A 25,838-nucleotide genomic window follows, 5' to 3' on the forward strand; every position below is an offset into this window, starting at 1 on the left:
AAGGTTAAGGAGAGGGGTTAGCGTAAGCGAAGCTCTGAACTGAAGCCCCAGTAAACGGCGGCCGTAACTATAACGGTCCTAAGGTAGCGAAATTCCTTGTCGGGTAAGTTCCGACCCGCACGAAAGGTGTAACGATTTGGGCACTGTCTCAACCAGAGACTCGGTGAAATTATAGTACCTGTGAAGATGCAGGTTACCCGCGACAGGACGGAAAGACCCCGTGGAGCTTTACTGTAGCCTGATATTGAATTTTGGTACAGTTTGTACAGGATAGGCGGGAGCCATTGAAACCGGAGCGCTAGCTTCGGTGGAGGCGCTGGTGGGATACCGCCCTGACTGTATTGAAATTCTAACCTACGGGTCTTATCGACCCGGGAGACAGTGTCAGGTGGGCAGTTTGACTGGGGCGGTCGCCTCCTAAAGTGTAACGGAGGCGCCCAAAGGTTCCCTCAGAATGGTTGGAAATCATTCGTAGAGTGCAAAGGCATAAGGGAGCTTGACTGCGAGACCTACAAGTCGAGCAGGGACGAAAGTCGGGCTTAGTGATCCGGTGGTTCCGCATGGAAGGGCCATCGCTCAACGGATAAAAGCTACCCCGGGGATAACAGGCTTATCTCCCCCAAGAGTCCACATCGACGGGGAGGTTTGGCACCTCGATGTCGGCTCATCGCATCCTGGGGCTGTAGTCGGTCCCAAGGGTTGGGCTGTTCGCCCATTAAAGCGGTACGCGAGCTGGGTTCAGAACGTCGTGAGACAGTTCGGTCCCTATCCGTCGTGGGCGTAGGAAATTTGAGAGGAGCTGTCCTTAGTACGAGAGGACCGGGATGGACGCACCGCTGGTGTACCAGTTGTTCTGCCAAGGGCATAGCTGGGTAGCTATGTGCGGAAGGGATAAGTGCTGAAAGCATCTAAGCATGAAGCCCCCCTCAAGATGAGATTTCCCATAGCGTAAGCTAGTAAGATCCCTGAAAGATGATCAGGTTGATAGGTTCGAGGTGGAAGCATGGTGACATGTGGAGCTGACGAATACTAATAGATCGAGGACTTAACCATATAATATGTAGCAAATGTTATCTAGTTTTGAAAGAATATAAAAAACTTGTTGACTTTCGAGGTCAAATGAGTTAAAATGATTCTTGTCTTAAATGAATACAGTCTGGTAATGATGGCAGAGAGGTCACACCCGTTCCCATACCGAACACGGAAGTTAAGCTCTCTAGCGCCGATGGTAGTTGGGACCTTGTCCCTGTGAGAGTAGGACGTTGCCAGGCAAAATGGAGGATTAGCTCAGCTGGGAGAGCACCTGCCTTACAAGCAGGGGGTCGGCGGTTCGATCCCGTCATCCTCCACCATATATGTCGGAGGGGTAGCGAAGTGGCTAAACGCGGCGGACTGTAAATCCGCTCCTTCGGGTTCGGCAGTTCGAATCTGCCCCCCTCCACCATTCTTAATTAATGGGCTATAGCCAAGCGGTAAGGCAACGGACTTTGACTCCGTCATGCGCTGGTTCGAATCCAGCTAGCCCAGCCATTAAGAGCCATTAGCTCAGTTGGTAGAGCATCTGACTTTTAATCAGAGGGTCGAAGGTTCGAGTCCTTCATGGCTCACCATTTTAATGAAATATGCGGGTGTGGCGGAATTGGCAGACGCACTAGACTTAGGATCTAGCGCCTTTGGCGTGGGGGTTCGACTCCCTTCACCCGCACTTTTAATAAAATAACTCATACATGTCTTGCGGAAGTAGTTCAGTGGTAGAATACAACCTTGCCAAGGTTGGGGTCGCGGGTTCGAATCCCGTCTTCCGCTCCAATTTTCAATATGACATGCCGGGGTGGCGGAACAGGCAGACGCACAGGACTTAAAATCCTGCGGTGGGTGACCACCGTGCGGGTTCGACCCCCGCCCTCGGCACCATATGCGCCCGTAGCTCAATTGGATAGAGCGTTTGACTACGGATCAAGAGGTTAGGGGTTCGACTCCTCTCGGGCGCGCTTTTATTAACGGGAAGTGGCTCAGCTTGGTAGAGCACCTGGTTTGGGACCAGGGGGTCGCAGGTTCAAATCCTGTCTTCCCGATATTCCCAAAAAACATGGGGCCTTAGCTCAGCTGGGAGAGCGCCTGCCTTGCACGCAGGAGGTCAGCGGTTCGATCCCGCTAGGCTCCACTTTATTTAATATATGTCTCGGAGGTATACCCAAGTTCGGCTGAAGGGATCGGTCTTGAAAACCGACAGGCGGTGAGAATCGCGCGGGGGTTCGAATCCCTCTACCTCCTCCATTTTTTCTTTAATGGCTTAGACATATAATAATAAAATATTTATTTTTTCCTTCATGGAGGTATACCCAAGTTCGGCTGAAGGGATCGGTCTTGAAAACCGACAGGCGGCGAGAGTCGCGCGGGGGTTCGAATCCCTCTACCTCCTCCATTTTTAAAACTTTATATTGTCGCGGGGTGGAGCAGCACGGTAGCTCGTCGGGCTCATAACCCGAAGGTCGCAGGTTCAAATCCTGTCCCCGCAACCAAATGGTCCCGTGGTGTAGTGGTTAACATGCCTGCCTGTCACGCAGGAGATCGCCGGTTCGACCCCGGTCGGGACCGCCATTTATGTTGGCTCGGTAGCTCAGTCGGTAGAGCAGAGGACTGAAAATCCTCGTGTCGGCGGTTCGATTCCGTCCCGAGCCACCATTTTTTTTATGCCGGCTTAGCTCAATTGGTAGAGCAACTGACTTGTAATCAGTAGGTTGGGGGTTCAAGTCCTCTAGCCGGCATCATTTAGGGGCATAGTTTAAAGGTAGAACTGAGGTCTCCAAAACCTCCAGTGTGGGTTCGATTCCTACTGCCCCTGTAAAGTATATGGGCCTATAGCTCAGCTGGTTAGAGCGCACGCCTGATAAGCGTGAGGTCGATGGTTCGAGTCCATTTAGGCCCACCATATATTATTCCGCAGTAGCTCAGTGGTAGAGCTATCGGCTGTTAACCGATCGGTCGTAGGTTCGAGTCCTACCTGCGGAGCCATGGCCCGTTGGTCAAGTGGTTAAGACACCGCCCTTTCACGGCGGTAACACGGGTTCGAATCCCGTACGGGTCATACCAAAAAGAGTCAGCATTATGCTGGCTCTTTTTTATTTTGTTAATCCTTTTTATTACGTTACTTTCCAGAAATAAATAAAGGAATTTTGGAAAAGCTATGGTATGTATAAAAAGGAGGAAATCATAATGACACGAGTGAGAGACTTAATGAGTACCCATATTGTACATTGTACACCGCTAGACAATGTATATGAGGCAGCTGTAAAAATGAAGGAAGAATCGATTGGATTAATTCCTGTTGTTGAAAATGAGCAAGTTGTTGGGCTTGTTACTGATCGTGATTTAGTCGTTCGAGGGATTGCTGAAAAACATCCTGGATCTAATAAGATTACAAATGTAATGACAACAAATATTATCTCAGTTTCTCCAAATGATTCTATTGAAAAAGCTACAGAGCTAATGGCACAGCATCAAATTAGACGATTACCAGTAGTTGATAGTGGTCAACTTATTGGCATGTTAGCACTAGGAGATTTAGCTATAAGGGAATCAGCAGATGATCAAGCTGGATTTGCCTTGAGCGAAATCTCAGAGCGTACAGAGTAAATTGAAACTTTCATTAACCGAGAGTTTAATGGTCACTCATAAAGAGCTAAATTATATATAAATTTCAGATACATTATTCTAGTATATATGGATTAAACTAATATGTTAGCGTGATGTATCTGAGACATTATATAATAAGTATGTGGTTAATAATTTCGACATTTTTTTAAAATTTGTTATTCTTAATTTTTAATAAGAGAAAAGATGATATACTGATAGATATAAGTATTATGAGAGATTTTGAATATAACAATATTAATTTTTAGTGGTGCGATAATAAATTAATATTTCCTACATAGATGAAAAGGGAAGGGGAATTATATGAAGGCTGTACAGGGCGATCCAAATTGGAATTTGGTTACAGATACATATATAGAACCAAATAATTTCGCTGAATTATTTTCTTTGCTTGTACCTTGTCACCCAAAAGGTGAGGGGAAAGAACGAACTATATTAGTATGGAAAGAGAAAGAATTTTATAAAGAAGAAAATTTAGCGGCATTTATCGTATATGGCATGAATAAAGCAAAGAAATTACCGCAGTTTCATAAAGATGAAATTCCAACTTTAGTGCGTATTCTTCGCTTATGCCAAGAGATTGGTTGGTATGAAGAGGCAAATGATTTTATGATAGCGCAAGGATTAGCTGAGTTTGTTCATACTTCATTGGAATATGAAACATGGGATCTTTTGACGCAATCAGTTGCTTTAAATTATTTAATTATTAAATATCGTATAGGTGAATTGACAGATAGGGATATTGAAATTTGGGATAGAGTTAAATTTAATGAGAAGTGTATAACCGATTGTAAACATTTATTATCTCATAAAGAAGTATTGGAATTTACATTCTTTTATATGTGCAAGAGAGCGAAATCATTATCAAAAGAGCAATTAAATAGTGATATGATGAGTTTAGCAATGTATTGTAATACTTTTGTATATGATTTGTATACACATGATTTATTACGGAAATATCGTAAGTGTACAGATTTCCTATCATATTATGGACCTAGTCAGGCAGTTTTAGCATGTCAAAGAGCTGTATTATCTCAAATTTCCGATCGCTTAGACCCATTAAAGACAACGCATGTAGATGATTATTTATATGTGATGAAAGAAATGATGGAGCATATGACGATAGGAGTAATGGATCGATATGGTCATTTTATTGGAAAGCTACTATCTTATGTGCCATTTTTCGAAATGATACAAGTTCCACAGCATGCATATTATTGTGAAGAATTACTGTATATTTGTAAGGGCATTGAATATAAAGAAGAAACACTACGCAATTATATATTTATACAATTACATGATTGTTTACCATCATTTTTTAGGCTATTTCTTAAAAATAAGCGTTACGCAACGATTCATGATATTCTTTTCTATTGGTGCGATGACGAACAACGAATGAGCTTAGAGAAAAAATATAATCTGAGCTTTATTTATGAAAAATATGCTTGTGGATAAACAATATTTTCGATATGAAAAATTAATATAAATTAAAAAGGATCTCCAGTTTATGTGAGATCCTTTTTTGTTAGTAAAACAAGGAGAAAGTGATTAAGACAAGAAACAACATTCCATATAGGAGAAGTTGTGCAGTATAACTTCCTTGTATACCAAAAAAAGTATTGGCTTTCTTATACAAATGCAATATGTATTTTATTGGAGCATCTTTGAAAGATTGGTACACAGTGTCTCCTCTTTCTAAGCTTCTTGTTTTTGTTTTTGGTTATAAGGGACATTAATATATCTAGCTACAAATAATAAAACAGCCATAAAGAATACTGGAAATACAGTAGATAAATAAAAGCCATTACTAATTATATTTGTTATGAGAGCACTCAAAAGAAAAATAGCATTATAAATATGGGCAATTTTTTGTTTTAGTTGCACTTGAAATGATTCCATCATAATTTCTAATGCAACAAAAGCAATAATAATAGATAAAAATACAATGTTTGTATTGTAAATGATTAAACAACAGATTAAACCTAAAAAGGCTACGTATTCAATTATAAGAGGTATATTGCGTGGCATACAATTTACCTAACTAAATATGGCAGTGGATTTACTGCATTTGTTTTTTCAAAATTCCATTCTCCATTATGTAATTCAAAATGAAGATGTTGCCCGTATGAATGACCTGTGTTTCCCATATGACCTATTAATTGTCCAGTCTGTACTTGATCACCAGCTTGTACAGTGCGATCCTTCATATGAGCATAAACAGTTGTATATAATTTCCCATTGATTTGATGCGCAATGAAAACAACATTGCCATAGCTAGCTGAATAATAAGATTTCACAACTTTACCTGCAGCAGCAGCTTGGATAGAGACGTTTCCTGGAGCGGCAATATCTATACCATAATGCATTTGTTCCCAGCGTATATCAAAGGTTGAGCTAATTCTTCCTTGAGCGGGGAATTTGAAAGCAGCTGGAATTGATGAAGGCTGATCTGTTTTAGCTTGTGGTTGATTTTGTACTACATAGTGTTTTGCTACATATCCGTATCCTGTGCCAAAACGAATTTTATACCAAGTACCTACAGTTTCTACTACTTGTACTTGAGTACCGTTTTGTAATGAACCGAGTAGAGCGCTACTTGTACTAGCGGTGCTACGTACATTTAGATTAGGTGTTGCAACAGTATATTTTGTATTATTTTGAACGGTGATTCCTTTTACTAAGGGTTGTGAACCATTAGAGATGAATGCTTTTTGTACGTAACCTGTTTGGCCATTATGTGATATTTTATACCATTCGCCTTGATCTTCTTGAACGGTAATAAACTTACCATTTGGTAATACATCTAAAATGGAAGATTCTAAATTAGGTTCAGAGCGAACGTTTAATGCATTAGCATTAACGATGTATTGATCATTAGATTGAAGTTTGTTTTTTAGTAAAATAGCATCTTTTTGTACATAACCTACTTTATTATGAACAGATACTTTATACCAACCATTAGTTGTTTCAATGATGTTCACTTTTGTATTAAAGCGAATTGTATCAATTGATGTGCTTTTTACGTTATCTTCTGTATGTAATGCTACTTGATCGACTTTGACATACCCAGTTTTAATATTAGATAATTGTTCAGCGTTTGCTTTTTGTACATTTGTTTCACCCATAGAAGGAAGTAAAGAAGCAATCGCTACAGTAGTTGCTGTTAAAGCAGTAGCTTTCATATTCATGGAATAGAGACCTCCTCTAGTTGTATAGTTGTAATTTTATTATAGTATAAAGATATAATATAGTGGGGGTATTCACATAAATGTAATATGAAATCAATATAAAAATAAATTTTTTGAGGATAATGATTCCTTTTTATACAATTAATTGGGGTTTTATTTTCTAAAATAGAATGTATGTATTGTATAATTTTGATATTATGTTGATAATTAAGAAAATTAAAAAAGTTGATGATGTCTTATTAGGGTGTTATACTGACAGTGATAATTTTATAGTTTGCTAGGAGAGCTGGTGTTGCCAGCTGAGAGTAGGCCGTAAGCCTTTGATCCTTTTTATTACCTGATCTAGATTATGCTAGCGTAGGGAAGCAATTCGGACACTAACAATGAGTCCCCGTTTCTTTGCGTATAGAAACGGGGCTTTTTTATTTGAAAATTTCATATTGAAACCACTAGGGGTGCTTGACTTGCTGAGAGAGGAATAATCCTTAACCCTTACAACACCTGATCTAGGTAATACTAGCGAAGGGAAGTGGAACATCGAATAAATGTATAACTTTATTTGCTGTAACCACTTCTTATATATAGAAGTGGTTTTTTATTTAGATACATATATTGAAAGGGGATAGAGAAATGAAATTTTGCGATAGATTATTAGAAACTGTGCAACCGGTTTGGGAGATGAGTCATAATCATCCGTTTGTAGTGGGTATGGGAGATGGCACGTTAGAAAAAGATAAATTCCAGTATTATATTATTCAAGATTATTTATATCTGCTAGATTATGCAAAGTTATATGCGATTGGTGTTGTAAAAGCAACGAATCCACAAGTAATGGGAAAGTTCGCTGAACAAATTGATGGTATATTAAATGGCGAAATGACAATCCATAAACAATATGCAAAAAGACTTGGAATTTCTATAGAGGAGATAGAGTCTGCGAAACCATCTGCTAAAAATTTAGCTTATACAAATTACATGATGTCTGTATCTCAAAATGGCACACTTGCGGAATTAATAGCAGCGCTTCTTCCATGTATGTGGAGCTATTGGGAAATTGGAAAGCGTTTAAATGATATTCCTGGAGCAAGAGATCATGAGTTTTTTGGTGAGTGGATTCAAGGATATAGTTCGGAAGAATACGGTAATCTTTGTATTTGGTTAATAGATTTATTAAATGAAATGGCAGTTGGAAAGTCTGAGAAAGAACTAGAAAGATTAGAGGAGATCTTCTTATATTCCAGTCGATTTGAATATTTATTCTGGGATATGTCCTATCGTAAGGAGATGTGGGGATTTGAGGAGCAAGAACATACTACAGTTTCATAATGTTTCTTTTCATTACGATGAGAAACCAATCATCCATGAATTAAATGCTTCTATATATGAGAAAGAGTTTGTCAGTATTATCGGACCGAGTGGATGTGGAAAAAGTACTTTATTTCGCCTTATTACAGGTCTAGAAAAGGTAAGTACTGGACAGATAGAATTGACAGAAACAAAGAACCATCCTGTAGGATATATGCCGCAAAAAGATATGCTTTTGCCGTGGAGAACAATTATTGAGAATGCTGCCCTGCCGCTAGAGTGCCAAGGTGTACAGAAGAAAGAAGCAGAAGTAAAGGCAAAGGAACTGTTACATAAATTTGGTTTGCAAGGGTATGAGCAAAAATATCCGAAAGATTTATCTGGTGGGATGAGACAACGTGTATCTTTTATTCGAACTTTATTAACAGGCGGGGAGATATTGCTGTTAGATGAACCATTTAGTGCGTTGGATGCTTTAACGAAGACCTCTTTGCAAGAATGGTTGTTTGAACAATGGCAAGAGTGGGAAAAAACAATTTTATTCATTACTCATGATGTTGAAGAAGCGTTATTTCTTTCAAACAGAGTTTTAGTAGTGGAACAGCAGCCGATAACGACTTTGACTGAGCGGACTGTACCGCTTGATCATAACAGAACACGAAAAGATTTATATAAACCGGAAGTATTAGCGCTGAAAGATGAGCTTCTTAGTATGTTACAAAGGCAGGTACTTGTGTGATGAACCGATTGAAAGAATTAGTTCCTGCTATTACACTTTCTAGTATTTTACTAGCTGTGTGGGAAATAGGAGCAAGAATTGTAGATGAGATGTACATTTTACCGTCACCGTCTGCGATTGTAATGAAGATATGGAAACTAAAAGACATATTATTTACAGTTCATTTACCTGCAACGTTATACGTCGTTTTAATAGGTGTTGTTATCTCTATCGTATTAGGTGTAGGGCTAGCGATGTTAATGAATGCGAGTACATGGATGGAAAGAGCATTTTATCCATTATTAGTTGCTTCACAAACGATTCCAATTACTGCGCTTGCTCCGCTATTTGTTTTATGGTTTGGATATACAATTTGGAGTAAGGTTGTTGTCACAGTTTTAATTACGTTTTTCCCAATTGCGGTCAATACGTATGATGGACTGCGTAGTACGAAAAAAGAATGGGAGGAGCTCTTAGTTACATATGGAGCAACAAAAAGAGATATTTTTCTTAAATTAAAGTTGCCGTCTGCTCTTCCTTATTTTTTCTCAGCTTTAAAAATTGCAGTTCCGCTTAGTGTTATCGGAGCAGCAATTGGAGAATGGCTCGGTGCACAAGCTGGGCTTGGATATTTCAGTAAGAGAATGATGACGCAGTTAGATGGAGCTGGCGTATTTGCACCTATTGTATTGTTATCATTATTAGCTATTTTCTTCGTCGTAATTATTTCCATATTAGAAAAGAAATTCATTAGTTGGAGGAAGCATTCATGAAATTTTTAAAGCGCATCTTTGTGTTTACATTATTAATTGCAATAATTGCAGGATGTTCGAGTAATTCAGCATCAGATAAAAGTAAAAAAGAGAAAGAAATAACAGTCATGTTAGATTGGTATCCAAATGCGGTACATAGCTTTATCTATGCAGCAATTGAAAAAGGATACTTTAAAGAAGAAGGTGTAAAGGTAAATATTAAATTCCCTTCTAATCCGACTGATCCATTAACGCTAGCAGCAGCAGGGAAGGTGACAGTTGGCTTGTATTATCAGCCAGATGTTGTTATGGCGAGAGCGAATGAGCAAATTCCAGTGAAATCAATTGGGGCTGTCGTACGTTCACCATTAAATCATGTTGTATCACTGAAATCAGCGGGCATTCAATCACCGAAAGATTTAGAAGGAAAAACAGTAGGATACTCTGGAACACCATTAAGTGAGATGTATTTAAAAACGATGGTAAAAGAAGCTGGTGGTAATCCTGATACAGTGAAAGTAGTAGATGTTGGCTTTGATTTAGTACCAGCATTAATTACGAAGAAAGTAGATGCGGTAACAGGGGCATACATTAACCATGAAGTACCTGTTATGCGTCATGAAGGCCATGAACCAGCGTACTTTAATCCAGCTGATTACGGAGTACCAAACTATCATGAGCTTGTGTTTGTAACAGGTGATAAAACGTTGAAAAAAGATAAAGAGGCGTTGCAAGCTTTCTTACGTGGTACGAAAAAAGGCTATGATTTCATGAAGAAAAACCCAGATGAAGCATTGAATATTTTATTAAATCATCAAGAAAAAGAAAACTTCCCACTTGTGCCAGAAGTTGAAAAGGAAAGTATGAAAATTTTATTAGAGAAGATGGAAACGAAAGATGAGCCATTCTTATCAGATTCAAAAGAATCTTGGGAGAAACAAAATAAGTGGCTGAAGGACAAAGGAATGACGAAAGAAACCGTCCCAGCCGATGAATTATTCGAAAATATTTTAAAGTAGGCGAATGAATATGAAAAATGAGCTCCATGTAATCTCAAATGGCCATATGCCATTCGAAGAGTTAGTGAATGTAGCGATGCAAATTGAGAGTGAGATTGATTATTTGCATATTCGTGAGCGTGAGAAGAGTACGAAGGAATTATATGAAGGTGTGGAAAGTCTATTAATGGAGGGCTTTCCAGCTTCTAAAATTGTCATAAACGATCGAATTGATATTGCAATTTTATTAAATATTCCTCGTGTTCAACTAGGATATCGAAGTACAGATGTAAAGTCAGTGAAAGAAAAGTTTTCGTATTTGCATGTCGGTTATTCTGTGCATTCGCTAGATGAAGCAATAGTAGCTTTTAAAAATGGAGCGGATTCACTCGTTTATGGCCATGTATTTCCGACAGATTGTAAAAAAGGTGTGCCAGCGAGAGGGCTTGAAGAAATTTCAGACATTGCAAGGTGTTTATCTATACCGATTACAGCAATTGGAGGAATTACCCCAGAAAACACAGTGGATGTTCTTACTAACGGTGTAAGCGGTATAGCAGTTATGTCTGGAATTGTAAGTAGTAGTAACCCGTATAGCAAAGCGAAATCTTATAAGGAATCAATAAGAAAGTGGGCGGAAAAACATGTGTGAGAAGTATGATGTAGCGATTATTGGTGGTGGTGTAATTGGTAGTTCAGTTGCACATTTTCTAGCAGAAAGAGGACATAAAGTAGCGATTGTGGAGAAGCAAAGTATTGCATCGGAAGCTTCAAAAGCAGCTGCTGGTTTACTTGGTGTTCAGGCAGAATGGGATGCGTATAATCCGCTATTTGAACTTGCTAGAGAAAGCCGAGCTATATTTCCACAACTTGCAGCAGTTTTACGTGAAAAGACGGGTGTTGATATTGGATATGAAGAAAAAGGAATTTATCGTATTGCTCAAAATGAAGATGAGAAGGAAAGAATTCTTCACATTATGGATTGGCAGCAGAAAACAGGTGAAGATTCTTATTTTCTAACGGGAGACCATGTGCGGGAAAAAGAGCCATATCTATCCGAATCTATTATAGGAGCAGTATATTATCCGAAAGACGGTCATGTTATTGCACCAGAGCTTACGAAAGCATTCGCACATTCTGCAGCGATTTCCGGTGCTGATATATATGAACAGACAGAAGTATTTGATATCCGTATTGAAAATAATAAAGTGACTGGAGTTATTACAAGTGAAGGTATTGTCACATGTGAGAAAGTCGTTATTGCAGGAGGTTCATGGAGCACGAAGTTACTCAGTTATTTTCACCGCGATTGGGGTACATATCCAGTTAAAGGAGAAGTGGTTGCGGTAAGAAGTAGAAAACAACTTTTAAAAGCACCTATTTTTCAAGAAAGATTTTACATTACTCCAAAGCGCGGTGGACGTTACGTAATTGGGGCAACAATGAAGCCACATACGTTCAATAAAACTGTGCAGCCAGAAAGTATAACTTCTATATTAGAGCGTGCTTATACAATATTGCCAGCTTTAAAAGAAGCAGAATGGGAAAGCACGTGGGCAGGATTAAGACCACAATCGAATCATGAAGCTCCTTATATGGGAGAGCATGAAGAAATAAAAGGTTTATATGCTTGCACGGGCCATTATCGAAACGGTATTTTATTAAGTCCTATTTCTGGCCAATATATGGCTGATTTAATAGAAGGAAAGCAAGAGAATCATTTGCTAGATTCATTGCTTTCTAGAAGAGTTTAGAAAGGGGATGGAAGTTTGAATTTAAAAATTAATGGTAACCAAATTGAAGTGCCAGCGAGTGTAAAAACAGTAGCTGAGCTACTTACACATTTAGAGCTAGATAACAGAATTGTTGTAGTAGAGCGTAATAAAGATATTTTACAAAAAGATGATCATACAGATACATCTGTTTTTGATGGAGACCAAATTGAGATTGTAACTTTCGTAGGAGGCGGTTGATTATGTTAAACATTGGACCATTTTCATTTCATTCTAGACTTTTATTAGGAACAGGTAAATTCCCTGATTTTGACGTACAGCAAAAGGCAATTGACGTTTCTGAAGCTGAAATTTTAACGTTTGCAGTACGTCGTATGGATATCTTTGATGCAAAGCAACCTAATTTATTAGAGAAACTTGATGTGAAAAAATATACGTTATTACCAAATACAGCAGGAGCAAAAAACGCTGAAGAGGCTGTTCGTATTGCAAAATTAGCAAAAGCTTCTGGGCTTTGTGACATGATAAAGGTAGAAGTTATTGGTGATGATAGAACGTTATTACCTGATCCGGTAGAAACATTAAAGGCATCTGAAATGTTACTGGAAGAAGGATTTATCGTACTTCCGTATACATCTGATGATGTTGTATTAGCACGTAAATTACAAGAGCTTGGCGTGCATGCGATTATGCCAGGAGCATCTCCAATCGGATCAGGACTTGGTATTGTAAATCCATTAAATTTGAGCTTCATTATTGAACAAGCGACAGTACCAGTTATCGTTGATGCCGGTATTGGTAGCCCAGCTGATGCGGCATTTGCAATGGAATTAGGAGCAGATGGCGTGTTATTAAATACAGCTGTATCAGGAGCAAAAGATCCTATTAAAATGGCACAAGCAATGAAATTAAGTATTGAAGCAGGCCGTTTAGGATTTGAAGCAGGTCGCATTGCACGTAAGCGTTGTGCAACTGCAAGTAGTCCTTTAGAAGGAATGAGCGTAGTTGAATAATCGATATTCTCGCCAAGAACTATTTTCTCCAATTGGAGAAGAAGGACAGCAAAAGATAAGAGAAAAGCATGTGCTTATTATCGGTGCAGGTGCATTAGGTAGTGCAAATGCAGAGATGTTTGTAAGAGCAGGTGTTGGCAAGATAACAATTGTTGACCGTGATTATGTAGATTGGAGTAATTTACAAAGACAACAATTGTATGCAGAGAGCGACGTAAAGAATAATCTTCCAAAAGCTATAGCGGCTAAAAAACGTTTAGAAGAGATTAATAGTGATGTAACAATAGAAGCTCTCGTTCAAGATGTAACAGCTGAAGAGCTAGAAGAACTTGTTATAAATGTTGATGTAATTATTGATGCGACTGATAATTTCGAAACGCGCTTTATTGTAAATGATATATCACAAAAATATTCTATTCCATGGATTTACGGTGCATGTGTAGGTAGTTACGGTCTTTCTTACACAATCCTTCCTAGTAAAACACCATGTTTATCATGTTTATTACAGTCGATTCCGCTTGGCGGGGCAACATGTGATACAGCGGGTATTATATCACCTGCTGTATCTCTTGTCGTTTCTCATCAAGTAACAGAAGCTCTTAAACTGTTAGTAGAAGATTACGAATCACTTCGAGATGGGCTTGTATCGTTTGATATGTGGAAGAATGAGTATTCATGTATGAATGTGCAAAAACTTCGCCAGCATAATTGTCCTTCATGCGGAGAGAATGCATTATATCCGTATTTAAATAAAGAAAACACATCAAAAACAGCAGTTTTATGCGGGCGAAATACAGTTCAAATTAGACCACCTCATAAAGATGAAATGAATTTTGAACAATATAAAGAGTTGTTGGAAGGTCGTGTAAATGATTTAAATATAAATCCATATTTACTATCATTTTCTGTTGAAGACAAGAGGTTAGTAGCCTTTAAAGATGGCCGTGTGCTCGTACATGGAACGAAAGATATAAGCGAAGCAAAAACGATTTATCATCGCTATTTTGGATAGAAAAGGATGAGTGGGATGAAAGTGAATAAAGCTTTAACAATTGCAGGGTCTGATAGCGGCGGCGGTGCTGGAATTCAGGCAGATTTAAAAACATTCCAAGAGCTTGGTGTATACGGAATGACGGCTATTACGGCAATTACTGCTCAAAACACGCTTGGCGTTCAAGGGGTATATCCTGTTCCATTAGAAGGTATTACAGAACAGCTGAATTCAATTGGTACGGATGTAACACCAGATGCAGTGAAACTAGGAATGTTATTTAGTAGTGAAATAATTCAAATTGTTGCAGAACAAATTAAAAAGTTTGGCTGGAATAATATTGTGCTAGATCCCGTTATGATTGCAAAAGGCGGTGCATCATTATTACAGCAAGAAGCAGTTCAAGCATTAAAAGAATATTTATTACCAGTAGCAACTGTTATAACACCGAATGTTCCAGAAGCAGAAGTGTTAACTGGGGTGGAGATTCATAATGTTGAAGATAGTAAGGAAGCTGCAAAAGTATTGCACAAATTAGGTGCTAAATATGTGCTTATGAAGGGCGGACATGCAGAATATCAAGGGAATGAAGTAATTGATTTCCTCTTTGATGGAGAAGAATTTATTGAGTTTAGAAGCGAGCGAATTCCTTCAAAGCAAACGCATGGAAGTGGGTGTACATTTGCTTCAGCGGTTACAGCAGGACTTGCGAAAGGATACTCAATTGAAGATGCTGTTCAAGAAGCAAAACGATTTATTAGTATAGCAATTGAAGAGCCATTGAATATTGGTAGTGGTCATGGACCGACGAATCATTTTGCGTATAAAGTGAATAGAACGCGTGTATAGATAAGTGAAAAGCCAGTTTTATAACTGGCTTTTTTTCTGTTTACTTTTTCAAAATACAGGAGTAATATATCAGCCAGAATACATTTTTTTGTAAACGCTGAGTCCAATTATATGGAGCGGAGGAACCAATTTGTGCAGTGTCACTAGGGGTGAATCTTTCAAGTTTGAAAGTAGGGCTACTCTCAAAGTCCGAATCCGACAGCTAACTTCGTAAGCGTCTTGAGAGAGGACGGTGCCATGATGGATACATCACTTCATCGATCTGATTAGTATAGGGGAATATCAATCTATGTTTGATTTCTTTTATACTAAGGAGGATGAGGTACATGGAACTAACACTTATTTGTGTTGGAGAAGAAAGTAAGGTAAATAGTTTAAGAGATTTAGTATCATTTCAACATGAGTTAATTATTTTTACAGCAAATGAAGAGATAGCGGCTGAAGTTAGGAATTGTGGGTTTGATTGGACTTATAGTTGTAGTAAGGAGCAGGACTTTACTAGTATTTGTGAGTGTATTAAGAAGGTGATTTTACTAGGGGATGAGCTTCCAATCGTTAGTTTTTTCACAGAACACATTCGCTTTTCTTTTCAAGCACCTATTACTGTTGTTACAAGGAATAAACGATATCCAGCGAGGCTCTATGAAACCATTGGAGCTAAGTTTGTCGTGTTTACAAATTGTGATAATATTTCTTTTTTATTTTTTGAATAGGGCGGGGGAAGAAATGATGAAGGTACTATTACTTGGAGATATAGCAAATCGTTGGGCAGTATCGGTAGAGCGAGTTCAAGAATTGGTTCAGATCGATCCCCTTTTTCCAGGGCCGTATATTATATTACCATCAAAAGATGCTTTGTATTTAGAGGTAGATATTACCGAGTATGAGCAGCTACATGCAGAATTGACACAAGTTTATATTCGCGGGAGAAATTTACGTGCATTTTTACGAGGAGAATAAAGGTTGAATAAAAAAGAGCGAATGCTGAGTGCAACAAGCTATGCACTTCATGTCATTCGCTTTTTTTATTTCATATTTAAAAGGTCATTTTTAAGAAAAGAAAAGAGAAATAAAGAAAATAGATGAAATAACAGTAATAATCTTCAATGTAAGCGTTTAAATGAATGTAAATATTATTATTTTCAGTAATTTACCCCTTTACAAGTGAAATATAGAGGAGTATATTTACTCTCATAAATCATTCATAAAATTTCCAAAAAAACCTAAAATCGCTGAGTTCCAGAAATGGAGCGGGGGAACCAATTTTGTGCATCGTCACTTGGGGTGAATCTTTCAGTTTTGAAAGTAGGGCTACTCTTTAGGCCCGAATCCGACAGCTAACCTCGTAAGCGTTTAGAGAGGAGGTTTACTTTTTGTTGTTCATTTTTTGAACACTGAGTAGAGCTCAGTGTTCTTTTTTAATATTTAAATGGTAAATTTTAACAAAAAGAGAGGGATAGTTATGTTAGATGTTGTAATGGTCGGGATTTTTATTTTATTAGTTGCATCGATGGCAAGTCTTGCAAGTTGGTCAGATAAAGTTGTGAAAGAAGGAAAGCAATCATGATGATTGTCTTATCGGTTATTGTCGCAGCAATTACAGTGTATTTAGTGTATGCATTATTAAATCCAGAGAAGTTTTAATTAGGGGGAATCATTCATTATGATTTGGGTTGCAGTCATTATTACAATGCTCTTGTTTATTTTAGTAGCAAAGCCAACGGGGATTTATTTAGAAAAAGCTTTTCAAGGTAGCAAAACATTAGATAAAGTATTCGGGCCTTTTGAAAAACTTATTTTTAAAATTACGGGTGTAAAAGCATACAATCAAACGTGGAAACAGTACGCATTATCATTAGTTTTATTAAATGGATTTATGATCGTTGTCGTATACTTCATTTTCAGATTACAAGGTGTGCTGCCGCTAAATCCAGCACATATTGAAGGGATGGAGCCTACGCTCGCTTTTAATACAGCGATTAGTTTTATGGCTGATACAAATTTACAGCATTATAGCGGTGAAAATGGTTTATCCTATTTATCACAATTAATCGGGATTACATTTTTAATGTTTGCGGCACCAGCAACGACATTAGCGCTCGTTATGGCTTTTATAAGAGGACTTGCTGGAAAAGAACTTGGTAACTTTTTCGTTGATTTTACGAGAGCGTTAACGAGAGTGTTTCTTCCTATTGCATTTATTGCGGCACTAGTTTTTGTCGCACTTGGCGTACCACAAACGTTAGATGGGGCGGTTACAGCACAAACGATTGAAGGTGCAAAGCAAAGTATTTTACGTGGACCTGTTGCATCATTCGTTTCCATTAAGGAACTTGGAAATAACGGCGGTGGATTTTTCGGAGCAAATTCTACGCATCCTTTCGAAAATCCAGGACAAATGAGTAATATTTTGCAAATGATGCTTATGATGTTATTACCAACAGCACTTCCATTTACGTACGGACGAATGGTCGGAAATAAAAAACAAGGCCGCATCCTTTTCGTGTCACTATTTATGGTATTTTTACTAGGGTTTATAACGATTACGACATCTGAACTAAACGGGAACCCGGCATTAAATGGAATGGGTATCGAACATGTACAAGGAAGTACAGAAGGGAAAGAAGTACGATTTGGAACAGTATTTTCTTCACTATACGCAACGGTAACGACAGCTGCTGAAACAGGCGCTGTTAATACGATGCATGATACGTTAACACCAATTGGCGGTTTAGTTCCGCTTGTAAATATGATGTTAAATACTGTGTATGGCGGCGTTGGAGCAGGTTTTGTAAACATTATTATGTATGCAATTATCGCGGTGTTTATATCTGGGTTAATGGTTGGACGGACACCAGAGTTTTTAGGTAAAAAGATTGAAGGTAAGGAAATGAAATTAATCGCGGTCACGATTTTATTTCATCCATTGCTCATTTTAGGATTTTCGGCATTAGCTCTTTCAACAAATTTAGGGACGGATGCTATTTCTCATTCCGGTTTCCACGGTTTGACGCAAGTGGTATATGAATATACATCGTCAGCTGCGAATAACGGATCTGGATTTGAAGGATTAGGAGATAATACACCGTTTTGGAATATTACGACTGGTTTAGTTATGTTTTTAGGACGTTACTTCAGTTTAATTACGATGCTAGCTGTGGCAGCTTCATTGAAAGAAAAAACGGTAGTGCCAGAAACAGTCGGAACGTTCCGTACAGATAATAGTTTATTTGGTGGCATCTTCATCGGAACAATTGTAATTGTCGGTGCATTAACATTCTTCCCGATGTTAGTACTCGGTCCAATTGCAGAATTTCTTACATTGAAGTAATGGAGGGTAAATGATGAGACCGGTAGTAGTAAAAGAAAAACAATTAAATGAGTCACAAATACATGCTGTAGAAGATGAAGTTAGACAAGCGAAAACGATGGATCGTGATATCGTAACACATGCGATGAAGCAATCCGTTGCGAAATTGAATCCGAAAGTCATGATAAAGAATCCGATTATGTTCGTTGTGGAAATTGGATTTATCATTACGTTCATTTTATCTTTTCTTCCAAGCAGTTCTAGTAGTATACCAGGATGGTTTAATATAACAGTTTCTCTCATTCTATTATTTACAGTTTTATTTGCGAATTTTGCAGAAGCATTAGCAGAAGGTCGTGGTAAAGCGCAAGCCGATTCTTTAAAGCAGTCGAAGAAAGATGTGTTTGCAAATGTAGTAAAAGAAAATGGAGACATTGTCCAAGTTTCAGCAACTGATCTTAGAAAAGGTGACGTTGTTATCGTAAAACAAGGAGAAATGATTCCAAGTGATGGCGAAGTAATCAAAGGATTAGCATCTGTAGATGAATCTGCAATTACAGGTGAATCAGCTCCTGTTATAAAAGAAGCAGGCGGTGATTTTTGTTCCGTAACAGGTGGAACGATGGTCGTAAGTGATGAAATTACAATTGTCATTACGAGTAATCCTGGTGAATCATTTATCGATAAAATGATTTCTTTAGTAGAAGGAGCTGCTCGTCAAAAAACGCCGAATGAGATTGCTTTAAATACAGTATTAACGAGCTTAACTCTTATTTTCTTAATCGTCGTTGTGACGTTGCCGATTTTTACAAATTATTTAGGTTTTCAAATTGATACTGCTGTACTTGTAGCGTTGTTAGTATGTTTAATTCCAACGACAATTGGTGGTTTGCTATCAGCGATTGGTATTGCGGGGATGGATCGGGTGACAAAATTTAACGTGCTAGCGATGTCAGGGAAAGCAGTAGAAGCTGCGGGCGATATTAATACAATTATTTTAGATAAAACAGGTACAATTACTTTTGGGAACCGAATGGCTCATACATTATTGCCTGTAGGAAATGAAACGATTGAGCAAGTTGGAAAGTGGGCCGCTATTAGTTCTGTTTTAGATGAAACACCAGAAGGTCGATCTGTTATCGAGTATGTGCAGGGAAAATCTATATCATATAATAGAGAACTTGCAGAACAAGGTGAGTTTGTTCCGTTTAAAGCAGAAACGAGAATGAGTGGTGTTGATTTACAGGACGGAACGAAAGTGAGAAAAGGTGCTGTCGGTAGCGTGATTGAATGGGTTCAGTCACAAGGTGGAACAATTCCGAAAGATGTAAATCAAAAAGCAGATTTCATTTCAAAAGAGGGCGGAACACCACTTGTAGTTGCAGTGAATAATCGTATTTACGGTTTAATCTATTTAAAAGATACAGTAAAACCTGGTATGCGTGAACGTTTTGAACAGTTACGTCAAATGGGGATTAAAACGGTTATGTGTACAGGGGATAACCCATTAACAGCAGCAACCATTGCAAAAGAAGCAGGAGTAGATGAATTCGTTGCCGAGTGTAAACCGGAAGATAAAATTGCTGTCATTAAAGCAGAGCAAGATAAAGGGAAACTTGTAGCGATGACAGGTGATGGTACAAATGATGCTCCAGCATTAGCGCAGGCGGACGTTGGATTAGCGATGAACAGTGGTACGACAGCAGCGAAAGAAGCGGCAAACATGATTGATCTAGACTCGAATCCAACGAAAATTATTGAGGTTGTAGGAATCGGTAAGCAATTGTTAATGACGCGAGGTGCTTTAACGACGTTTAGTATTGCGAATGATATAGCAAAATATTTTGCAATCATTCCAGCAATGTTTACACTTGCGATTCCGCAAATGGAGGCATTGAACATTATGAAATTAACATCACCACTGTCAGCGATTTTATCAGCATTAATATTTAACGCTGTTATTATTCCATTACTCATTCCGTTAGCGATGAAAGGTATTGCATATAAACCGATGAGTTCTAATGCATTGCTTAGCCGAAACTTACTTATTTATGGGCTTGGCGGAGTTATCGTTCCGTTCATTGGAATTAAAGTAATTGATATAATTGTCGGCTTGTTCATATAAGGAAGAGGGGAAAAAGATGGAGAAGAAACAAAGTATACTATCACCAATTATCCGTATTACTTTTACATTTCTAGTGTTGTGCGGACTTGTATACCCGCTTATTGTTACTGGTATTGCACAAGCCGTGATGAAGGATAATGCGGATGGAAGTCTAATATATAATGATAAAAATGAAGTGATTGGTTCTAAATTAATCGGGCAAAACTTCACGGATCCACGTTATTTTCAAGGGCGTGTTTCTAGTATTGAATATAAGGCTGAAGCATCTGGTTCAAATAACTATGCACCATCTAATCCAGATTTAGAGAAACGAGTAGAGAAAAGTATTGAAGAGTGGAAGAAACAAAATCCGAGCGTTCCAGTTACAGAAGTACCGATAGATTTAGTGACAAATTCAGGTTCAGGGCTTGATCCTGATATTAGTCCGAAGGCAGCTTCTGTGCAGGTGGATCGCATATCGAAATTAACGAATATTCCGAAAGAAAAACTTAATCAATTGATTAAAGATCAAACAGAAGGTGCTGCGCTTGGTTTATTTGGAGAGACCCGCGTAAACGTCTTAAAGCTAAATTTGGCATTACAGGAATTAATGAAATAGTAACAGTGCTACCTCAATCTAACGGATTGAGGTAGCGTTGTTTCGAATGAAAGGTAGTGTTTATTGTGTATGCAGATGATTATGAACCGAAGTTTCAAAGGCGAACGCCAGAGGAATATTTAGAATATATTCGTCAGCAAAATCGCGGAAAGTTAAAGTTATATGTAGGAGCAGCTCCAGGCGTAGGAAAAAGTTATAAAATGCTCTTTGATGCAAGGGAAATGAAAAAAGATGGAATTGATATTGTAATTGGTTTAATTGAAACGCATGGAAGAAAAGAGACGGAAGAAGCAATTGCTGATTTAGAAAAAGTTCCTTTGAAAGAAATACAGTATAAAGGAAAGGTATTTTATGAGCTTGATGTGGAAGGAATAAAAAAACGCGCGCCGCAAGTAGTCGTAGTGGATGAACTTGCGCATAGTAATGTTCCTGGTTCTAAGCATAAAAAACGTTATATGGATGTGCAGGAATTGTTAGAGGCTGGTATATCGGTATTATCAGCTTTTAATATTCAACATTTAGAAAGTGTTCATGATATTGTAGCTCAAATTACGAATGTAAAAGTAAGAGAACGAGTTCCAGATTTTATTTTACAAAAAGCAAATGAAATTCAGCTCGTTGATGCAACACCGGAAGTACTTCGGAAGAGGTTAATAGACGGAAAGATATATAAAGAAGAAAAAATTCAGCAAAGCTTACAAAATTTCTTTACGCTTAATAATTTAGGAGCACTTAGGGAATTATCACTTCGCGAGGTGGCCGATGATATGGACGAGAAAATTAGCCAAACAGTAATAGAACCAATTGGCGTAAAAGAAAAAATTCTTGTTTGTGTACAATACAGTTCAACAGCGGAGAAATTAATAAGACGGGGATGGCGCATGGCTGATCGGTTAAATGCTGAATTGTATGTATTAAATGTTGAAAGAGAAAATATAGACTCTCTTTCAGCTGGTAAAAAACAAACAATTGAAGAGTGGAAGACGCTCACGAATCAATTTGATGCGAGTTTTGTATTAGAAGAAGCAAAGGGAAGAAAGCCAGCGGATGTTATTATTGAAGTCGCGAAAAGATTGCAAGTAACACAAATTTTACTTGGGCAATCAGCGAGAACGCGGTGGGAAGAAATTCGAAAAGGTTCTATTGTAAATGAAATTATGAGACAAACAAAGTATATTGATATTCATATTGTTGCGGATCAAAGAGGGTAAAATAGAGCCGACCTTTTTTGGGGCTCTATTTTGCTTTTTGTACAGAATGAAAACTTAGCATTTTCATTGTATATAAGATTACAAGTAAAAATATAATTGCGCCTAGGAAGAAAATCCAAAAGTAATTTTGGTTAAATAAAAGAAATCCACCTATAAGTGGCCCTGTGCCCATACCAAGATAGCGGATGAAGTTGTACATACCGATAGCTGTTGCGCGTTCTTGTACGAATTCTTCTGTTAATAAAGTAGTGTGAGTTGGCATAGAAAGTCCCATACTAAAACCGTACAAAGATGTAACGATAATGATGAATGGGATATTGATGTTATATGTGAAAGAGAATAAAACGACACATATAATATTGAAGAAACTCGTAATAAATAAAGCTTGCTTTGTTGTGAGGCGTTTTTGCAAAAACTTGTAGCAAAAACTTCCTAGCATGATAGAAAGAGACATTGGTACAAACATAAGACCAATTTTATTTACAGTTAAATGAAATGAATTTGTTAAAATACTCGGTAAAAAAACGAGAAAGCAAAAGTAAATACAAAATTGAATGAAGCCAATAAGAGTAATAGAAAATCCAGTTTTATTTTTTAAGATAAGAGAGTAATTCTTTTGTGCTTTAGATTGTTTAATTATATTTGGCTTTGTTTCTGGGAGTAGTGAAATGTTTATAATTAATAAGATAATGCCAAGTGTAGATAAAAAGAGAAATACAGATAAGTGACCATTTATACTGCCAAGATAACCACCTATGAGAGGAGCCATTGCAGGTGCGAGGGCAAGTAACATTTGGTATAGGCTCATCGCTTCTCCGCGTTCTTTTCCTTCAAATAAATCGCCGATAATCGTTGCTGAAACTACAGGTATAGCCGCTATTCCTATAGCTTGAACAGCTCTAAAAAAGAGAAATAAATAAATGTTTGCCGAAAAAGCACATCCGATTGAACCAATTGTACTAATGACTAAACTAGGGATAAGGACAGATTTTCTCCCTTTTGTATCAATTAAAGGTCCATATACGAGCTGCATAATTGCAAGAACGAATGTGAAAAGTGAAACTGTTACATTTACAAGATAAAGAGAAGTGTGAAAAGAATTTTGAATCATCGGTAAGATAGGTGTGTAAATATTTTGAGCGAAGGAACCGAGTAAGGCACTAATACAGACAACATATAAAATGAAAGTTAGTTTAGATTTTTTCATCTTGTTAACCTCCTTGTGTTTTAGTTTCCTTGGAAACTAAATTTATTTTAACATGATTTTCTTACTTGTAAAGATGAAAAAATGGTTTTAAAATGGTATATAGTTAAATTGTTTCTTTGGAAACTTAGGAGGCGAACGGATTGAAGCATGCAACGAAGCAAATGGAAATACTGTCGGACATTCGTACACTTTTGCATAAAAAAGAAGAACATTTAAAACGACAAAATGAGAAGTTTCTTCGTGAGACAGGCGTAAGTAGTATGTCTTTATCTGAGTTACATGTAATCGAATGTATCGGAAAAAATGGTTTGATGAATGTAACGGCAATTACGACAGAAATGGGCATGACGAAGGGAGCAATCTCTAAAATTTGTACAAAGTTGTTTCAAAAGCAATTCGTTGAGAAGATGCAAATGTTAGATAATCAAAAAGAAATCTTCTTCAGCTTAACGGAGAGTGGGAATGAAATATATAAAGCTCATGAAAAATTGCATAAGCTAGCTGAAGAAAAGTGGTTGTTACTTTTAGATGGATATACGAAAGAAGAGCAAGACTTTATTCAAAGGTTTATAAAGGATGTCTCCGGTCATTTGGAAATATAATTGGAAGAAAAAACTCCTTTTTCTCAAGTCTTTTAAATATAATTTCTGAAAGAACTCATATATAATAGAAAAAGATACTTAACATGGTGAATAATTAAAGAGTCAATATATATAGAGGAGAGAGTAACATGCTTGAAAATACGGGGTTAGTATTAGAAGGCGGCGGTATGCGTGGTGTATACACGGGCGGAATATTAGAATACTTTATGGAACAAGATTTATATTTTCCATATGTAATCGGTGTATCAGCTGGTGCTTGTCATGCAGCGTCGTATCTTTCCAGACAAAGAAATAGAAATAAAACGGTCAATATTGATTATGCATCACATCCGAAATATTTATCGTATAAAAACTTATGGAGAAAACGTCAGCTATTTGATATGGATTTCATTTTTCACGAAATCCCAGAAAAGCATGTGCCGTTTGATTTTGAAACATACTTTAATAGCCCGGAACGTTTCCTTGTAGGAACGACGGATTGTGAAACAGGGCAATCAGTTTATTTTGAAAAAGAAGGCACGAATGATGATGCGCTAAATTTATTACAAGCGTCTAGTTCATTGCCTTTCATTGCACCAGTAGTAAATTATCGTGGTAAGCAACTGTTAGATGGCGGGATTTCTGATCCAATTCCAGTTCGTAAAGCACAGGAAGATGGATTTAAAAAATCAGTCGTAATTTTAACGAGAAATCATGGTTACGCAAAGAAAAAATCAAGATTTGGGTGGATTGCTGCGAAAGCTTATAAAAAATATCCGAACCTTGTGAACACGATGCTAAATCGTTATGAAGTGTATAATGAAACACTTCACTATATTGAAAAAGAAGAACAAGCTGGGAATTTATTTGTTATTCGTCCAGAAGTACCGCTTCAAGTAGATCGTATGGAAAAAGATACAGCAAAACTACAAAATCTATATGAGCAAGGCTATGAAGATGCAAAGAGACAATTTGCAGATTTGCAGGCGTTCTTGCAAAAATAAATATTAGGCTGTGGAGAAGAATTTCTCTGCAGCCTTTTTATATTGCTACTTATACGTTACTTTTTAAAAATGTATGAATGTTTAAGTGTTTAAAGAGTTTGTAAAACATAGAGGTGTCTTATTGAGGAGAATTTACTTGAGAGGTATTATGACGATGTAGCGCTACAAAACTATTTAATTTATAAGGTGATTATTAATGAAAGGAAAAGTTTTTTCAATTACGACTTTAGTATTATTAGCAACATCAATCTCAACAAGTGCATTCTATCCAACTCTAAGCGGTAACCTACTATCTTATAGAGCTCAAACTACTACGAATCAAAATGCATCTCGTTGTTCAGTAGCAATTTCTTTTATTAAATCAAATGGAAATAATTCATATATTGAAAGCGCTTCAGACAAATTAGGATCCCATGAATCTGGAAGAGTATTAAACGCAACTGTGAGTAATGGTGCATATAACGCCTTTGGTGCAAAAGGACTATACTCTGAGCATTATGCTAATGAAAATAATGACTATCAAGAAGATACACACAAAGGTACTTTTGATAGTAATGGTAACTTACGATTACAGTGGTAAAAAGCATTAAACAGTTGTCTT

At 37.5% G+C, this 25,838-nt stretch carries 26 protein-coding genes, 20 tRNA genes, 2 rRNA genes and 4 riboswitches (1 of these 52 only partly in view); of the genes, 45 read left to right on the forward strand and 3 right to left on the reverse strand.

Features of this window, described 5'->3' with window-relative positions; all coding sequences use genetic code 11:
- The 24 genes from C3Y97_RS03715 to C3Y97_RS03830 all read left to right on the forward strand — a co-directional run.
- A 23S ribosomal RNA gene (locus tag C3Y97_RS03715) occupies positions 1 to 1,053 on the forward strand; it begins 1,869 nt to the left of the window's first position.
- A gap of 102 nt (positions 1,054 to 1,155) precedes the next feature.
- Positions 1,156 to 1,271, forward strand: a 5S ribosomal RNA gene (gene rrf / locus C3Y97_RS03720).
- 5 nt (positions 1,272 to 1,276) lie between these two features.
- Positions 1,277 to 1,352: transfer RNA gene (locus C3Y97_RS03725), tRNA-Val, on the forward strand.
- 8 nt (positions 1,353 to 1,360) lie between these two features.
- Positions 1,361 to 1,444: transfer RNA gene (locus C3Y97_RS03730), tRNA-Tyr, on the forward strand.
- A gap of 11 nt (positions 1,445 to 1,455) precedes the next feature.
- Positions 1,456 to 1,530: transfer RNA gene (locus tag C3Y97_RS03735), tRNA-Gln, on the forward strand.
- Between the two features lie 4 nt (positions 1,531 to 1,534).
- Positions 1,535 to 1,610, forward strand: a tRNA-Lys gene (locus tag C3Y97_RS03740).
- A 14-nt stretch (positions 1,611 to 1,624) separates the two neighbouring features.
- Positions 1,625 to 1,705, forward strand: a tRNA-Leu gene (locus tag C3Y97_RS03745).
- A 29-nt stretch (positions 1,706 to 1,734) separates the two neighbouring features.
- Positions 1,735 to 1,809: transfer RNA gene (locus tag C3Y97_RS03750), tRNA-Gly, on the forward strand.
- A gap of 16 nt (positions 1,810 to 1,825) precedes the next feature.
- Positions 1,826 to 1,914 (forward strand) — tRNA-Leu (locus C3Y97_RS03755).
- 3 nt (positions 1,915 to 1,917) lie between these two features.
- Positions 1,918 to 1,991: transfer RNA gene (locus tag C3Y97_RS03760), tRNA-Arg, on the forward strand.
- A gap of 10 nt (positions 1,992 to 2,001) precedes the next feature.
- Positions 2,002 to 2,075: transfer RNA gene (locus tag C3Y97_RS03765), tRNA-Pro, on the forward strand.
- A 16-nt stretch (positions 2,076 to 2,091) separates the two neighbouring features.
- Positions 2,092 to 2,164, forward strand: a tRNA-Ala gene (locus tag C3Y97_RS03770).
- Positions 2,165 to 2,184: 20 nt separating this feature from the next.
- Positions 2,185 to 2,277, forward strand: a tRNA-Ser gene (locus C3Y97_RS03775).
- A 55-nt stretch (positions 2,278 to 2,332) separates the two neighbouring features.
- Positions 2,333 to 2,425 (forward strand) — tRNA-Ser (locus tag C3Y97_RS03780).
- A 20-nt stretch (positions 2,426 to 2,445) separates the two neighbouring features.
- Positions 2,446 to 2,522, forward strand: a tRNA-Met gene (locus C3Y97_RS03785).
- A gap of 3 nt (positions 2,523 to 2,525) precedes the next feature.
- Positions 2,526 to 2,601, forward strand: a tRNA-Asp gene (locus tag C3Y97_RS03790).
- Between the two features lie 8 nt (positions 2,602 to 2,609).
- A tRNA-Phe gene (locus tag C3Y97_RS03795) sits at positions 2,610 to 2,685 on the forward strand.
- A 10-nt stretch (positions 2,686 to 2,695) separates the two neighbouring features.
- Positions 2,696 to 2,768 (forward strand) — tRNA-Thr (locus C3Y97_RS03800).
- Positions 2,769 to 2,774: 6 nt separating this feature from the next.
- Positions 2,775 to 2,845: transfer RNA gene (locus C3Y97_RS03805), tRNA-Trp, on the forward strand.
- A 10-nt stretch (positions 2,846 to 2,855) separates the two neighbouring features.
- Positions 2,856 to 2,932 (forward strand) — tRNA-Ile (locus C3Y97_RS03810).
- Between the two features lie 8 nt (positions 2,933 to 2,940).
- Positions 2,941 to 3,015 (forward strand) — tRNA-Asn (locus C3Y97_RS03815).
- Between the two features lies 1 nt (position 3,016).
- Positions 3,017 to 3,088, forward strand: a tRNA-Glu gene (locus C3Y97_RS03820).
- Positions 3,089 to 3,216: 128 nt separating this feature from the next.
- Complete coding sequence (locus tag C3Y97_RS03825) at positions 3,217 to 3,636, forward strand: CBS domain-containing protein (RefSeq protein WP_000199006.1); 420 nt, start codon at positions 3,217 to 3,219, stop codon at positions 3,634 to 3,636.
- A gap of 321 nt (positions 3,637 to 3,957) precedes the next feature.
- Positions 3,958 to 5,109: a DUF3965 domain-containing protein gene (locus C3Y97_RS03830; protein WP_000648912.1), complete on the forward strand. Its 1,152-nt coding sequence runs from the start codon at positions 3,958 to 3,960 to the stop codon at positions 5,107 to 5,109.
- 240 nt (positions 5,110 to 5,349) lie between these two features.
- Here the strand turns inward: C3Y97_RS03830 and C3Y97_RS03835 are convergent, their stop codons facing one another.
- Positions 5,350 to 5,682: a hypothetical protein gene (locus tag C3Y97_RS03835; protein ID WP_001137823.1), complete on the reverse strand. Its 333-nt coding sequence runs from the start codon at positions 5,680 to 5,682 to the stop codon at positions 5,350 to 5,352.
- A 5-nt stretch (positions 5,683 to 5,687) separates the two neighbouring features.
- Positions 5,688 to 6,842: an SH3 domain-containing protein gene (locus C3Y97_RS03840; RefSeq protein ID WP_001056030.1), complete on the reverse strand. Its 1,155-nt coding sequence runs from the start codon at positions 6,840 to 6,842 to the stop codon at positions 5,688 to 5,690.
- Between the two features lie 269 nt (positions 6,843 to 7,111).
- Positions 7,112 to 7,223, forward strand: a riboswitch (TPP riboswitch).
- A gap of 60 nt (positions 7,224 to 7,283) precedes the next feature.
- Positions 7,284 to 7,387, forward strand: a riboswitch (TPP riboswitch).
- 85 nt (positions 7,388 to 7,472) lie between these two features.
- Here C3Y97_RS03840 and tenA point away from each other — a divergent pair.
- The 18 genes from tenA (at position 7,473) to kdpDN (ending at position 22,445) form a co-directional block, all read left to right on the forward strand.
- Positions 7,473 to 8,168 (forward strand): thiaminase II, encoded by a 696-nt coding sequence (tenA, locus tag C3Y97_RS03845; RefSeq protein ID WP_000666827.1) that lies wholly within the window; start codon positions 7,473 to 7,475, stop codon positions 8,166 to 8,168.
- Positions 8,137 to 8,886, forward strand: a complete 750-nt coding sequence (locus C3Y97_RS03850; RefSeq protein WP_001256799.1) for an ABC transporter ATP-binding protein — start codon at positions 8,137 to 8,139, stop codon at positions 8,884 to 8,886. The genes tenA and C3Y97_RS03850 overlap by 32 nt, the downstream gene beginning before the upstream one ends.
- Positions 8,886 to 9,638 (forward strand): ABC transporter permease, encoded by a 753-nt coding sequence (locus C3Y97_RS03855; RefSeq protein WP_001080855.1) that lies wholly within the window; start codon positions 8,886 to 8,888, stop codon positions 9,636 to 9,638. Before C3Y97_RS03850 ends, C3Y97_RS03855 begins: the two co-directional genes overlap by 1 nt.
- Complete coding sequence (locus tag C3Y97_RS03860; protein WP_000670416.1) at positions 9,635 to 10,636, forward strand: ABC transporter substrate-binding protein; 1,002 nt, start codon at positions 9,635 to 9,637, stop codon at positions 10,634 to 10,636. Before C3Y97_RS03855 ends, C3Y97_RS03860 begins: the two co-directional genes overlap by 4 nt.
- Before the next feature lie 10 nt (positions 10,637 to 10,646).
- Positions 10,647 to 11,267, forward strand: coding sequence for a thiazole tautomerase TenI (tenI, locus tag C3Y97_RS03865; RefSeq protein WP_000787170.1), 621 nt, complete (start codon positions 10,647 to 10,649; stop codon positions 11,265 to 11,267).
- On the forward strand, positions 11,260 to 12,369 hold the full coding sequence (thiO, locus tag C3Y97_RS03870; RefSeq protein WP_000333314.1) for a glycine oxidase ThiO: 1,110 nt from the start codon (positions 11,260 to 11,262) through the stop codon (positions 12,367 to 12,369). The genes tenI and thiO overlap by 8 nt, the downstream gene beginning before the upstream one ends.
- 15 nt (positions 12,370 to 12,384) lie before the next feature.
- Entirely contained in the window at positions 12,385 to 12,588 is a 204-nt protein-coding gene (gene thiS, locus C3Y97_RS03875; RefSeq protein ID WP_001049502.1) for a sulfur carrier protein ThiS, read from the forward strand.
- A gap of 2 nt (positions 12,589 to 12,590) precedes the next feature.
- A complete protein-coding gene (gene thiG, locus C3Y97_RS03880; RefSeq protein WP_000931981.1) occupies positions 12,591 to 13,361 on the forward strand; it encodes a thiazole synthase in 771 nt (256 codons plus the stop codon).
- On the forward strand, positions 13,354 to 14,373 hold the full coding sequence (thiF, locus tag C3Y97_RS03885; RefSeq protein ID WP_001065417.1) for a thiazole biosynthesis adenylyltransferase ThiF: 1,020 nt from the start codon (positions 13,354 to 13,356) through the stop codon (positions 14,371 to 14,373). Before thiG ends, thiF begins: the two co-directional genes overlap by 8 nt.
- A gap of 15 nt (positions 14,374 to 14,388) precedes the next feature.
- Positions 14,389 to 15,201 carry a bifunctional hydroxymethylpyrimidine kinase/phosphomethylpyrimidine kinase gene (thiD, locus tag C3Y97_RS03890; protein WP_000867388.1) on the forward strand — a complete coding sequence of 271 codons (813 nt, stop codon included), beginning with the start codon at positions 14,389 to 14,391 and terminating at the stop codon, positions 15,199 to 15,201.
- 85 nt (positions 15,202 to 15,286) lie between these two features.
- Positions 15,287 to 15,434: riboswitch (cyclic di-AMP (ydaO/yuaA leader) on the forward strand.
- 93 nt (positions 15,435 to 15,527) lie between these two features.
- Positions 15,528 to 15,914 (forward strand): hypothetical protein, encoded by a 387-nt coding sequence (locus tag C3Y97_RS03895; protein ID WP_000424090.1) that lies wholly within the window; start codon positions 15,528 to 15,530, stop codon positions 15,912 to 15,914.
- A 13-nt stretch (positions 15,915 to 15,927) separates the two neighbouring features.
- A complete protein-coding gene (locus tag C3Y97_RS03900) occupies positions 15,928 to 16,161 on the forward strand; it encodes a hypothetical protein (protein ID WP_001985933.1) in 234 nt (77 codons plus the stop codon).
- Between the two features lie 260 nt (positions 16,162 to 16,421).
- Positions 16,422 to 16,567: riboswitch (cyclic di-AMP (ydaO/yuaA leader) on the forward strand.
- A gap of 96 nt (positions 16,568 to 16,663) precedes the next feature.
- Positions 16,664 to 16,768 carry a SipW-dependent-type signal peptide-containing protein gene (locus tag C3Y97_RS03905; RefSeq protein ID WP_000887894.1) on the forward strand — a complete coding sequence of 35 codons (105 nt, stop codon included), beginning with the start codon at positions 16,664 to 16,666 and terminating at the stop codon, positions 16,766 to 16,768.
- Positions 16,768 to 16,845 (forward strand): K(+)-transporting ATPase subunit F, encoded by a 78-nt coding sequence (kdpF, locus tag C3Y97_RS03910; RefSeq protein WP_223153441.1) that lies wholly within the window; start codon positions 16,768 to 16,770, stop codon positions 16,843 to 16,845. Before C3Y97_RS03905 ends, kdpF begins: the two co-directional genes overlap by 1 nt.
- Positions 16,846 to 16,864: 19 nt before the next feature.
- Positions 16,865 to 18,532, forward strand: a complete 1,668-nt coding sequence (gene kdpA, locus C3Y97_RS03915; RefSeq protein ID WP_000638330.1) for a potassium-transporting ATPase subunit KdpA — start codon at positions 16,865 to 16,867, stop codon at positions 18,530 to 18,532.
- A gap of 13 nt (positions 18,533 to 18,545) precedes the next feature.
- Positions 18,546 to 20,636: a potassium-transporting ATPase subunit KdpB gene (gene kdpB, locus C3Y97_RS03920; protein WP_001248004.1), complete on the forward strand. Its 2,091-nt coding sequence runs from the start codon at positions 18,546 to 18,548 to the stop codon at positions 20,634 to 20,636.
- A gap of 16 nt (positions 20,637 to 20,652) precedes the next feature.
- Complete coding sequence (gene kdpC / locus C3Y97_RS03925; RefSeq protein WP_000412608.1) at positions 20,653 to 21,234, forward strand: K(+)-transporting ATPase subunit C; 582 nt, start codon at positions 20,653 to 20,655, stop codon at positions 21,232 to 21,234.
- Positions 21,235 to 21,290: 56 nt separating this feature from the next.
- Positions 21,291 to 22,445 carry a KdpD-like non-kinase potassium sensor gene (gene kdpDN, locus C3Y97_RS03930; RefSeq protein WP_086408028.1) on the forward strand — a complete coding sequence of 385 codons (1,155 nt, stop codon included), beginning with the start codon at positions 21,291 to 21,293 and terminating at the stop codon, positions 22,443 to 22,445.
- A 25-nt stretch (positions 22,446 to 22,470) separates the two neighbouring features.
- Here the strand turns inward: kdpDN and C3Y97_RS03935 are convergent, their stop codons facing one another.
- Positions 22,471 to 23,652 carry an MFS transporter gene (locus C3Y97_RS03935; protein WP_086408027.1) on the reverse strand — a complete coding sequence of 394 codons (1,182 nt, stop codon included), beginning with the start codon at positions 23,650 to 23,652 and terminating at the stop codon, positions 22,471 to 22,473.
- A 140-nt stretch (positions 23,653 to 23,792) separates the two neighbouring features.
- Here C3Y97_RS03935 and C3Y97_RS03940 point away from each other — a divergent pair, with 140 nt between their 5' ends.
- The 3 genes from C3Y97_RS03940 (at position 23,793) to C3Y97_RS03950 (ending at position 25,817) form a co-directional block, all read left to right on the forward strand.
- Positions 23,793 to 24,254 (forward strand): MarR family transcriptional regulator, encoded by a 462-nt coding sequence (locus C3Y97_RS03940; protein WP_000679680.1) that lies wholly within the window; start codon positions 23,793 to 23,795, stop codon positions 24,252 to 24,254.
- 128 nt (positions 24,255 to 24,382) lie between these two features.
- On the forward strand, positions 24,383 to 25,237 hold the full coding sequence (locus C3Y97_RS03945; RefSeq protein WP_000892679.1) for a patatin-like phospholipase family protein: 855 nt from the start codon (positions 24,383 to 24,385) through the stop codon (positions 25,235 to 25,237).
- 196 nt (positions 25,238 to 25,433) lie between these two features.
- Positions 25,434 to 25,817, forward strand: a complete 384-nt coding sequence (locus C3Y97_RS03950) for a hypothetical protein (RefSeq protein ID WP_121868523.1) — start codon at positions 25,434 to 25,436, stop codon at positions 25,815 to 25,817.
- The last annotated feature ends 21 nt before the right edge of the window (positions 25,818 to 25,838 follow it).

The organism is Bacillus sp. DU-106 (genome assembly GCF_004799705.1).
GTDB classification, from domain to species: Bacteria; Bacillota; Bacilli; order Bacillales; family Bacillaceae_G; genus Bacillus_A; species Bacillus_A cereus.